We start from the raw sequence: 11,818 nt of genomic DNA on the forward strand, positions 1-11,818 counted from the left end.
AAAGTAATCTGCTGTATTCTTGATCATAGCAGATTATTTTTTTATTCATAGAAAAGAATGCTGGTTACGGAAAAATGGACCGGCACTGAGGGGGGCTGTGATGAGAAATAAATATTCCAGATATATAGCCGTACAGACGGTAATTATGCTCACGATTTTCATGACGATTGTTTTTGTTCTCCTGCGTTCCCAGCAGGCGGAAAGCAATTATCTTCTTTCAAGCATCGGACAATCCGTGTCCTACTCTGTGCAGCAGCATATTGCCATAACGGAAGGCGTATTAACCTCCCTGGCTTATAATTATGAAATTGATGACCATATTGATAAGCGCAAGTTCGATATTCTGGCAGCCAGATATATGGAGGATAACCCGGACATCCTCTACATCCAGCATAAGGATAAAGCTACGGTCACAGATATGGTCTATCCTGATGTGTATGATTACACCCTGGGTGCTTCCCTTAGGGGGCGCCCGGAGGTGGAGGAAGCCCTTGAAAAAGCTATCAAAAACAGGACCACAACAGTCAACGATCCCTTTATTTTAAAGGATACCAAGGATCTGCTGGGGCTGGTAATACGGTATCCCCTTTATAAAGACAATGAGTTTAATGGATTTTTTATTGTGGTTTTTAACTTTAATACATATATGGATAAGGTGATCAAAGAGGCGATGCCGGATTCCTATCACATCAGCATTTTTAACCACAAGGGAGGGCTTATCTGGGGAGCTTCACCATGGAAGGACAGGGATTCCTATATCATCCGTATCCCGGTCATGGATACCTACTGGACCATGAAGCTGTCAAAGGAAGAAAGCAGCGTCAATGCCAACGGAGCGCTCATTGGCTTTATTTCCCTGCTGGTCCTGTTTCTTATGGGAATTCTCATTTATATGCAGATGGGACTTTTCAAAAAGGATGAAAACCTCCAGCATCTTGCAAGCCTGCACAAAGAACTGGAAAGGCTGAAGGAAAGCTACACCCTGGCTCTTGACAGTGCCAATGACGCGCTATGGGAGTGGAACCTCATAACCGATGAGATCATCACTTCCGACAAGTGGATCGACATCACCGGAAATGCATTAGAAGGCCATGGACTCGGTGCGGTCATACAGAAGGAGACCATCCATCAGGAGGATTATCAGGCAGTGCTGGATGCCTTTGATTCCTGCTTAAGAGGAGAGACCAGAGAGTTTCACCGGGAATACCGCATCAGGAGCAAGGATGGCACTTACACCTGGGTTTTAAACAAGGGAAAGGTCTATTTTGACGGGGAAGGCATTCCCAGCAAGGTGGCAGGGGCAGTGTCCAACATTGAAGAACGGAAACAAAGAGAATCAAAGATGGAATACATGGCATTTTATGATATGCTGACAGGACTTCCCAATAAGATGCAGTTTATGAGCACCCTTGAGGAAACCTTAGAAAGCATAGAGGAAACCATGTGCAGGGATTCTATCCTGATGATCGACCTGGATAATTTCAAGATCCACAATGACTTGCTTGGGCTGGATTTCTGTGATCGGCTGCTTAACCAGGTGGGCGGCCGGCTGTCCCAGATCTTAGGCCAGGAAAATACGGTGGCAAGATTTGGCGGAGATGAGTTTTTAATTCTTATCAGGGACCACAAGGATATCAGAGCTGTGGAAAGGCTCTGCCAGAACATTCTCTCTATCTTTGACGCTCCGTTTGTCCTGATGGATAAGTCCGTTTATTTATCTGTCAGCATAGGTGTTGTCCATTGTCTGGAAGCCGGGCAGACGGCAAATGATGTGCTGCGGAATGCGGATACGGCTCTTAACAAGGCAAAGGAAAGCGGAAAAAACCAGTATTGCATCTATGACGCACAGATGCATGATGAGATCATCAGAAAATCCAATGTGGAGGGATGCATCAGAGAAGCTCTGGCAAAGGATGAACTTCTCATTTACTATCAGCCCCAGCAGGATTTATTGAGGAATGAAATAAGAGGAGTGGAGGCCCTGGCAAGGCTGTATTCGGAAGAAATGGGAATGATTCCGCCTCTTGAGTTCATATCTGTGGCTGAATACACGGGACTGATCATTCCTCTAGGCAACTGGATATTAAAAAATGCGTGTATGCAGGGAAAGGCCTGGATTGACAGCGGCTGTAAATTTGGAAAGCTGTCCGTTAATATCTCCGTACATCAGCTGCGCAATGAGAATTTCTATGATCTGGTAAAAGAGGTTCTCAATGAAACCCAGTTCCCCGTAAGCCAGCTGGAGCTTGAAATTACGGAAAGCGTCCTTTTGGAATTTTCCCAGAACAATATTGAGATTCTTAAAAAATTAAGATCACTTGGTGTCAGCATTGCCCTGGATGATTTTGGTACAGGGTATTCTTCTCTTAACTATTTGACCGTCCTTCCCATTGACATTCTAAAAATTGACAAGTCATTTTTAGGAAAGGCTCTTGAAAGTGAAACAGAGCATCAGGTAATAAAAAGTATTACCGAGCTGGCACATGGCTTAAACTTAAAGGTGGTGTCCGAAGGGGTGGAAACGGCAGAGCAAAAGCAGATTCTAAGGGATATGGGCTGTGATTATATCCAGGGGTATTATTTTGCTAAGCCGGGAGATGCAGAAACCGTTGAAAAGTGGTTAAAAAAAGGCAGAATTTCCTAAAGAGCAGGAGAGAAGGTTCAGGCCAATGGGGCCACTGCAGAAGAAAACTTTTCATGATGATTGATTTATCGGTTGCATTTCCAGGGTTGTTTAACCTGGATGCAGCCGATTTCATATAAACAGATGATTGTTCCTGCATATTCTGTTCCATTACAGTGCGGACAGGTTAAGAAGAGGAGGATAAGGCAAATAAAACTCCTGTTTTGCGGTAAAATGTGTGGAAATGCATAAATTTATTTGACCGTTCAATGAAAATCAGATATATAATTAAAGAGGAGGGTGCATCTCCCCTGTAACCGGGTGTCCCTGCCCGGCATCCTGAGAAAGATTATTTTTGAATTGTTATAAATCATTATCATGCATGGCACCTGGAGGTAAGAACGTGGAGTTTGAAGGCTTTAAGTTTCACATAGATGAAGAAAGTTTAGATGACATGTATATCAGGGCAGTACAGGATGAATATACAAGAATTGATGAAAGCTGGCTGAAACTGCATTATAAAACCTCCGTTATCCTGGTTGTGTTTTCCATGCTGGTGGAGATTGTAATGGGAATGTTCCTGATTAATTCAGATATGCTGACAACAACGGTTTATAAGTATTTCATAAAGTTCCTGATCGTTCCAAGTGTGGTCAATCTCCTATGTATTGCAGGCGAAACGCTGATCATGAAGTCAGAGTATTTTTCACGGAGCCAGAAAATTTATTCCGTTTCCCTTATCTTTGTGGGGATCGGCTTCGTTCTTTTTACGGTGCACAGCACGTTTACCGCAACCTACTATATTTTTGCCATCGCCATCATGCTGACGGCGATCTATGCGGATTATCGTGTAACATGTATTACGGCGCTGACCAGCATTATTTCCATTATCATTTCCGAGCTGTTCATGGAATGGGATGCGGATAAGGTCAGCATTTTTGAAAACACCCACCGGATGGGGGATTTTTTGATTTCTATTTTCGTGCTGACCGCCTTTTCCATTGCCTGTATGGCCGTGATCCGGTTTGAGCGGAGGAAAAACAGTGCGGGCATACAAAAGGAAATTGAGCGGCAGCTCCTGCAGCAGAGCGTCCACATGGATGAAACGACGGGAATATACAACCGGAAGGCATTCCGGAATGAATTGAAATATGTGGAAGATACGGCATCGGACCGGAGCTATATTCTTGCAATTGTAGACATTGACAGATTTAAAAGTATCAACGATACCTGGGGACATCATGTGGGAGACCGCTGCTTAATAGAATTTGCCAGGGTTTTGAAAGAGTTTCGTTCGGATATGACGCCCTTTCGGTATGGGGGTGATGAGTTCTGCTTATTGTTCCGTGATAAAACCATGGAAGAGGCAGAGTCCATCTGCGGAAAGATTCTGGCAAGGGTGAATCACCTGTTTTTTGAGGACTATCCAAAGCTTAAGCTGACGGCCAGCTTTGGACTTGCGGCAATATCGGACCAGGTTGATACGGTAAGGCTTTTTATTCATGCGGACCGTGCTCTGTATGAAGCAAAAAAGGTTCGTAATGCAATCCGTGTTTTTTGACCGTTTCTGGTTTGAACAGGAATCATTCAGGTACAACAGCTAAAATCAGGAGGTATCAGAAATGAAGGAATATGAAGCTTTATTGGATAAAATGAAAATTTTTGAAAAGACCTATGATGTTATGCGGATCGTGGATCCGAACCGTTATCTGTTGTTTTTGCTGATATTGATTATTTCAAAAAAATAAATGATACCTACGGCCACTCGGCAGGAGATTCCGTGCTAAAGGATTTGTCAAAGGAGCTGGAGAGCTATATGCGAAAGGGCAAGGATTGGGTGGCCAGGTTTGGAGGAGAGGAATTTTTCATCTGCCTGACCAATTGTGATCTTGATGCTGCAAAACAGGTGGCAGAAAGGATCAGGAGCGGGATAGAAAAAAAGGAATTTACAGCAGAAGATCAGAAGATCAGGCTGACCTGCAGCTTTGGAATACATGCAGTCTGCAAGGATACCAATGCACCACTGTAGACGGCGTGATCAGGCTTGTAGACAAACATTTATACAAGGCAAAGGATCTTGGAAGAAACAGAATTGAGTAGCTTCCATTCCATGGTGCCCCTTCGCAGAATTTATTTGTGAATGGGATTGTGCTGAAGGTATTCATCCAATGTGAGCTTTTCCACTCCCGCCAGAATGGCAATTCCGATTCCATGTGGATCATTAAAACGCCATCCAAGCTGCCTGTAATAGGACCGGCTGAAGGAACAGCCGGAGCCCTGGCAGACCCCGTAAAGGTCACCTCTTCGGTCGATCACCCGCTGTTTCATCCCTTCCCATGCCCGTTGAATGGATGAGATGCTTTCCCGGCAAAGCTCTTGGTTTAAAATTCCCAGCCGGATTCCCCTGGAAAGGGCGCAGATGAACATGGAAGTGGATGAGGATTCTTCATAAGTGGAAGGATCGTCCAGGATCTGATGCCATAAGCCGCTGTCATCCTGTACCTTAAGAATGCCTTCTGCCATTTCAGTGAAAAACTCTGCCACTGATTTCTGCTCCGGATGATCCTTTGGAAGGATCAGCAGAAGCTCTGATAAGGCCAGCAGAACCCAGCCGTTTCCGCGGCTCCAGGGGATCTTATTCATTTTCTTATATTCCAGGTCCACGATGTGGGACATGAGATTCTGCTCAGGCATAAAAAAGTACTGTTTAAACAGAAGTGCCTGGCGGCAGGCTTCCGTTAAGTATTCCTCTTTTCCGCTTAACTGGTAGTACCGGCATAAAAACGGGATGCTCATGTACATGTCATCGATCCACATGGTGTTGTCATTTCTGGAGAACACCAGATCTTTTTCCCTGCGCTGCCGGTGTTTCATGAAATCAGCGATCACATCCGCCAGGGCGGGAACTTCTTTTATGGGCTTCTGCCGGTTGGCTTCCAGCAGGAAGGAACCAAAGGAACCACAGTCATCTAACTCGGTCAGCCAGCAAAGCTGGGTATTCACACCCGGGTAGCCAAACACGGACTTGTCGTAGGTGGAATAATTGTATATGGCCGCCGTCATCCGGGCGTACTCCTGCACGTATTGAAGCCAGTCGGCACGGCCAAAGTGTTCTCCGGCTTTTAAAAGGCCGTAAAGGGTAACTCCGCAGGGATAGGTCCATTTGCCGTATAATTCCTGCTCCGCAAATATCCGGACAAAGGAGTCCGGTAAGTCGGCTTTCCAGCAGCAGGTGCCCTTTGATCCGGAGTACACCCGATCCATGCCTGTGAAATGGCTGATGGGGGGAATCTCTTTGTCAAAAAGACCGGTATAGATCCATTCCCCTTCATATCCCTTTACCCCGGCGCACAGGGGCAGGAGACCGCATTCATCCTGAAATTCAATGGCAAGTCCTGTTTCTTCGCCTGCTTTCTTCTCGCAAAGCAGGATGACCTCATACCATCCTCTGGGCAGGAAAACTTCTTTTTCAAATGTCCCTTCCATCCATTCCAGGGCCAGATTTTCATTGATACAGATCTTAAGCGGCGCTCTGGAGCTTCCGTTTATCAGGACCTTGCCGGAATTTACATGAAAGAAGGTGCTTTTGGCAGCAGCAGTTCCCTGGCTGTCCAGGCCGAAAATCCGGGATAAAGGGCAGGAGGAAGCTGGCTCCTCATACGTCTGCCTGGGAAACCAGGTAATCCCCTCAAAAGAACCATCAATAAGGGCTGAAACATCTGCTGACTCCCGGCCAATGGGAGCGCTGTAAACAAAGCCTGCCTGTCCCTTTCTTTCAGACAAAGGCGACGTAAAATGGGAGGGCTGCCATTGGGGCTGTGCATGGCGCAGAGAGAGGCCGAAACCGATCTCCGTTTTTTCCGTTTCCAACAGAAAATGGTTAAAGCCCGCCACAAGAGGAATAGAACATGTACTGCAGGATTTTAAGCCTTCCTGAGACGGGGCAGAGTGAAATACTTTTTCTCCGTTTACCCATAGAACGGCCGGCCCGCAGCACTGAATCTGAAACTGGGAGACGGTTTGACTGTGGCTGTATAAATTTCCTGCCCCATAGCAGACTTCACCAACGGCAGCCTGGGAAAAACGGCTGTCAAAATCAAACTGATACCAGCCTTTTGTATTACATAGGATGCCGGATGTGAAATCCAGCCGGTACTGATAAGGCGCCTGGGGATTTTGACCGATAAAACGGTTGGCCATCAGTGCGATTACTTCACGGTCCCGCTCTCCATATACGTGGAAGGCGCTTTCTTCCCAGGGGAAGTAACTGCTGCCGCTGGCTTTGGTGCTTTCAAATTTCATAAGGGAGTCCTCCTGTTATAAGAATACATTTGATAAAAGGTCTCTGATTCTATATTTTATATTATAATGGGTTCCAGTATTATAAATCTCATGCAATTGGGGCCTTTTTTAATAAAATTATACTTTTGGCTACTGCTTTGAAGCTGGGAGGGAATGGAAAAAAATGTTTTAAAATTATCTTTAACTATTATATAGAAAATGATAGAATAAACATGTTATTCTGGTATGATTAAGTACAGCTACCCTTTCATCATGGACTAAGATAAAATACAAAATATGATTATAACAGGAGGAATTTATATGAAGTTTTGCTGGAGCACTTTAAATGTTAAGAATTTAGAAGAGTCAATCAGATTTTATGAGGAGATTATCGGCCTGAAGGTAACCAAAAGATTCCCTGCCGGCCCTGGTACTGAAATTGCATTTTTAGGTGACGGGGAAACACAAATCGAATTCATATGCAGCGGGGACAGGGAAATCCATGTGGGAGATGATATCAGCTGGGGGTTTGAAGTGGAGTCCCTTGATCAGACCCTTTCCCTGGCTAAGAAAAAAGGCGCGGCTGTTTTAGGAGAACCGGTGCAGCCCAATCCACACGTAAAGTTTGCCTTTATAAAGGATCCTAATGGCATGAGAGTGCAGCTTGTGGAGAATCTGGGGTAAGGAACGGAAAAGACCGGGCAGCGGCGGAAACTACAGAGCAAGGAGTAAAAATATGAAGCAGCTGATTGATAAACTGTATGAAACTCATAACCTGGAAAAGGACGAGTTCATTTACCTGCTGGAAAATTATGATAAAGAAGCCAGCGAATATTTATTTTCCCTGGCAAGGTCCTACAGTCAGGATCACTATGAAAAAGAAGTTTTTATCAGGGGTCTGATCGAATTTACCAATTACTGCAAAAATGACTGCTACTACTGCGGCATTAGAAGAAGCAATACCAATGCCAGCCGGTACCGGTTAAGCAAGGAAGAAATCCTTTCCTGCTGTGAATCCGGGTATGGATTAGGCTTCAGGACCTTTGTGCTGCAGGGAGGAGAAGACCCTGCATTTACTGATGAGGTGATGGTGGACATTGTAAAAACCATCCGGGAAGGGTATCCGGACTGTGCCATCACTCTTTCCATTGGGGAAAAAACATATGACCAGTATTTGAGATATTATGAAGCAGGAGCAAACCGCTTTCTCCTCCGCCATGAAACGGCTGATGAGGAACATTATTCTCTTCTTCATCCTCATTCCCTGTCCTTGGAAAACAGGAAGGAATGCTTAAGAAATTTAAAGAAGATCGGCTATCAGGTAGGAACCGGATTCATGGTAGGCTCCCCTCACCAGACAGCAAAATGTCTGGCGGAAGATTTAGAGTTTATCAAGGAGCTGTCTCCTCAGATGGTAGGCATAGGACCTTTTATCCCCCATAAGGATACGCCCTTTGCGTCCTTCCCTGCAGGAAGCGTTGATCTCACCTTATTTCTCATAGGGATATTAAGGCTGATGCTGCCGGGGGCGCTGCTGCCCTCTACCACGGCATTAGGGACCCTTGACCCTAAGGGGCGGGAAAAGGGGATCTTATCAGGAGCCAATGTGCTGATGCCAAATCTATCTCCAATCGGCGTCCGGAAGAAATATGAATTGTATGACAATAAGATCTGTACCGGTGAGGAAGCGGCAGAGTGCAATGTCTGTCTGAGAAACCGTGTTGCCTCCATTGGTTATCATGTGGTCGAAAAAAGAGGAGATTATAAGGAATGAGCCTCCATAGCTCAGGATATATTCTGGGGATTGTAGGCCGTTTTTGCCCCAATTACATACAGATCCCATAGCGGCAGCCATCAGCGGCAGTGAGAAGATCGTGGTCCTGTCTGTATGGGGAGTCAGAAGTCCTCTGACATGCAAAAAGTCCGGCTGAATGATGGGAAGTGATCATTCGGCCGGACTTTTTTATGAAATATTTCCTTATATTTGGGCAGGAGTAACCAGTTTAATGCGATAAGCCGTGGACTGGGGAGGAATGCTGGCAGATTGAAAGTTGGAATGTTCGATCCGGACCAGCTGCCCTGGCTTAAGGTCGCTTATGAGAATGGGATTGTCGTTCTGGTCCAGGATTTCCGTAGCCCCGGAAATCACAAATCTTATCTGGTCTGTCTCATCCTCAGGATCGCCTGTGTTTATGAAGCTGTTTTCAATATCAACGGAGGCGATCCGGTCCGTGGTTGTGCGGAATAAAGGTTTCTGCACCATGGCAACCACCCTGTAAGCCCTGGATTGAGGAGGAATGCTTCTTGTCATGGCGGCAGAGAATTCCGCATTGACCCACATCCCCTTTCTGACGACACATAAACTGATGGGGTCGCCGAACTGATTTATTAAAATGGTATCCCAGCCTATATTCAATCGGAGAAGGTCAATATAGACCATCTCATTTTGGCTGGGAGTCACGTAGGAAACCAGGATATATCCGGTCCTGCTGTTAGGCGTATAGATGTCTTCTACTAAGGCATTTTCGATGCGCAGGATACTGCCGGTTTTTTTTATGCTTCCCCTCTTGCCCATATTGGCCTCATTCATATAAATCCCCTAAATGGCATGTGATTTAATTAATATTATAAACCGCTTAAGGGAAATATTCCGAAATTTAAACCCGGACGGTAATAATCTTTGTACCAGAGTTATTTTCCTTCCGCAATTTTAAAATTTGATACCTGCTTAAACAGATTCTGTGCCTGATTGGAAAGCTCGGCGCTGGCAGAAGCGCTTTCCTCGGAGGTGGCGGAGTTTGCCTGAATGCCGGAGGAGATCTCTTCCAGGCCAAGGACGATCTGGGTGATGGCATCGGACTGGGTCCTGGTGGCGGAGCTGATTTGTTCAATGGAGCCGGAAATTTCATTGACCCCGTTGGCGGCCATGGAAAGGGTCCTTGCAGTATCATTTAAAATCTGGGTGCCGTTTTCCACGGAGGAAACGGATTCCACGATGAGACCGGAGGTATTTTTTGCTGCTTCTGCACTTTTGCTTGCCAGGTTTCGTACCTCATCGGCTACCACTGCAAAGCCTTTTCCCGAGGCCCCCGCTCTGGCGGCTTCCACGGCGGCGTTTAAGGCCAGGATATTTGTCTGGAAAGCGATATCCTCAATACTGCTTATGATCTTGCTGATTTTGCCGGAAGAGTCGCTGATCTGCTTCATGGCCTGCAGCATGCTATCCATTTTCTGGTTGCTTGCCTGCATGTGGGCTTCCACGTTTTTTGCCTTATGACTTGCCTGGGCTGCATGCTCTGCATTGGATTTTACATTGTCGGAAATATTCTGAACCATTGATGTAAGCTTGTCCATGGTATGAGCCTGTTCCGTGGTTCCCTGGGCCAGCATTTGGGCATTTTCCGAGATAGAGGAGGCCCCTGTGGACACCTGGCCGGCGGATAGGTGGATCTGCCTTAAGGTGTGGGTAAGGGATTGCTTGATGTTATCAATGGAGCGCATCAGTCTGGAAAATTCCCCGGAATACTCCAACTGTAAGGTAAAATCTAAGTTCCCTTCTGCGATCATGTCCAGCACCATGGAAAGCTCATGGATGTAATCAATATAGGTGCCAAGCCTTTCTGCGGTATCCTTTAAGGACGTTGATACGTGTCCAAATTCGTTGTTAGAGGCTGATTTGATGATTACGGAAAGATTTCCTGCACTGATCTCCTGAGATACATCCTGAAGGCGTTTTAAGGGACGTATGATCCGGCTGTTGATGAACAGACAGAGCATGGTGACCAGGATGAGAGTTATTGTGATGCATAAAAGGATTAAATTCCGTCCAAGGGAATGAAGGTCAGAATATAAGATACTTTCAGGGGCCGCGATGGCGATGATCCAGTCGCATTCCGGTATCTGGGTGTACCAGATACCGTAGGTTTCCCCGTTCTGTTTATAGTTTCCGGCTCCCGCTCTCTTGGCCAATATTTCGCCTCCCAGGGCTGCCATGGAAGGATCCGTTTCCTCCTTTATATTCACCTTCAAAGCCTTTGAACTGTCTTCGCTTGCAATATAAGTCCCGTTTCCATCGATCAAAAAGGCAGTTCCTTCTGCATACGGCTTAATTGAGGCTACCATGCTCTGAAGGTCTGTCAAGTCCATATCTGCCGTGGATACACCTATAAACTTTCCGCTTTTATCATAAAGGGGAACAGAGGCGGTCACCATGGAGATTTTGGCAACATCATCGTAGTAAGGAGAAGACCAGACAGCGCTTTTGTCCGTGTTCTGGACGCTTGTGTACCAGTCCTGGGTATTGTAATAAACACCGTCTCCCAAGGAGTAATCGGGAACATAGACCACCTGGTCTCCTTCCCTCATGCAGTAGCGTGAAAAATACCGGGTACCAGGATCCATCTGTCCCGGTTCATACCAGATCCCGGCTCCGGAAGTCTCCTTATTGGTGCCTGCAAAGGAAGTCAGTACGTTTTTAAAGTTGTCCTCCTTCATGACATCGGAAGCTGATTCAAAGGACCTTGCCAGGAGCTCCGCCACCTTCTGGTTTTTACTTAAGGATACCCGGATGCTTTCCACCGCAGATGTGAGGCTCTGCTCCATTTTCTCCTGGGTGTTTTTTCTTATTATTTCCTTGGCAGCTATGTAACCTAGGAATGATAGCAGGATCATTGAGACTGCGATGACTGGGATAATAATTGCTAAAAATTCTGTCCGAACCGATCTCTTCATAAGTGTCCTCCTCCTGATTTTCCAATAATGGAAAAAACTTTAAACTTTATGATTATTTTATAACTTTTTTCTTAATATTTCAATGCAGTTACTGTAAAATTATGTCGAAATTTGCGATTAAAGGATAAAGCACCATGAGGGATGATGAGTTGAAATTTAGGCTGAAATATAATTGTTCTTTTT

At 45.7% G+C, this 11,818-nt stretch carries 9 protein-coding genes; 6 read left to right on the forward strand and 3 right to left on the reverse strand.

The features are described from left to right. Positions 1–100 precede the first annotated feature (100 nt). The 4 genes from K401_RS0112365 to K401_RS31850 all read left to right on the forward strand — a co-directional run bounded on the left by K401_RS0112365 (position 101) and on the right by K401_RS31850 (position 4,652). A complete protein-coding gene (locus K401_RS0112365) occupies positions 101–2,644 on the forward strand; it encodes a bifunctional diguanylate cyclase/phosphodiesterase (protein ID WP_024293243.1) in 2,544 nt (847 codons plus the stop codon). A 382-nt stretch (positions 2,645–3,026) separates the two neighbouring features. Further along, a complete protein-coding gene (locus tag K401_RS33845) occupies positions 3,027–4,184 on the forward strand; it encodes a GGDEF domain-containing protein (protein ID WP_024293244.1) in 1,158 nt (385 codons plus the stop codon). A gap of 61 nt (positions 4,185–4,245) precedes the next feature. Further along, the gene (locus K401_RS33850) at positions 4,246–4,371 is read left to right on the forward strand and encodes a hypothetical protein (protein ID WP_278246362.1); all 126 of its coding nucleotides are present in this window, start codon (positions 4,246–4,248) and stop codon (positions 4,369–4,371) included. Further along, positions 4,368–4,652, forward strand: a complete 285-nt coding sequence (locus K401_RS31850; RefSeq protein ID WP_242842354.1) for a GGDEF domain-containing protein — start codon at positions 4,368–4,370, stop codon at positions 4,650–4,652. The genes K401_RS33850 and K401_RS31850 overlap by 4 nt, the downstream gene beginning before the upstream one ends. A 101-nt stretch (positions 4,653–4,753) precedes the next feature. On the opposite strand, the gene K401_RS0112380 is transcribed toward K401_RS31850, so the two are convergent. After that, positions 4,754–6,925 (reverse strand): glycoside hydrolase family 88/105 protein, encoded by a 2,172-nt coding sequence (locus tag K401_RS0112380; RefSeq protein WP_024293246.1) that lies wholly within the window; start codon positions 6,923–6,925, stop codon positions 4,754–4,756. A gap of 300 nt (positions 6,926–7,225) precedes the next feature. Between K401_RS0112380 and K401_RS0112385 the strand changes: the two genes are divergently transcribed. Together K401_RS0112385 and hydE are read left to right on the forward strand one after the other, a co-directional pair. After that, on the forward strand, positions 7,226–7,588 hold the full coding sequence (locus K401_RS0112385; RefSeq protein WP_024293247.1) for a VOC family protein: 363 nt from the start codon (positions 7,226–7,228) through the stop codon (positions 7,586–7,588). 52 nt (positions 7,589–7,640) lie between these two features. Then, positions 7,641–8,678, forward strand: a complete 1,038-nt coding sequence (gene hydE / locus K401_RS0112390; protein ID WP_024293248.1) for a [FeFe] hydrogenase H-cluster radical SAM maturase HydE — start codon at positions 7,641–7,643, stop codon at positions 8,676–8,678. 204 nt (positions 8,679–8,882) lie between these two features. Here hydE and K401_RS0112395 read toward each other — a convergent pair whose 3' ends face one another. After that, positions 8,883–9,494 (reverse strand): hypothetical protein, encoded by a 612-nt coding sequence (locus K401_RS0112395; RefSeq protein ID WP_024293249.1) that lies wholly within the window; start codon positions 9,492–9,494, stop codon positions 8,883–8,885. Between the two features lie 101 nt (positions 9,495–9,595). Next, positions 9,596–11,635 carry a methyl-accepting chemotaxis protein gene (locus K401_RS31225; RefSeq protein WP_024293250.1) on the reverse strand — a complete coding sequence of 680 codons (2,040 nt, stop codon included), beginning with the start codon at positions 11,633–11,635 and terminating at the stop codon, positions 9,596–9,598. Between the last annotated feature and the right edge of the window lie 183 nt (positions 11,636–11,818).

The sequence above is a fragment of the Lacrimispora indolis DSM 755 genome, from assembly GCF_000526995.1.
Lineage (GTDB): Bacteria > Bacillota > Clostridia > Lachnospirales > Lachnospiraceae > Lacrimispora > Lacrimispora indolis.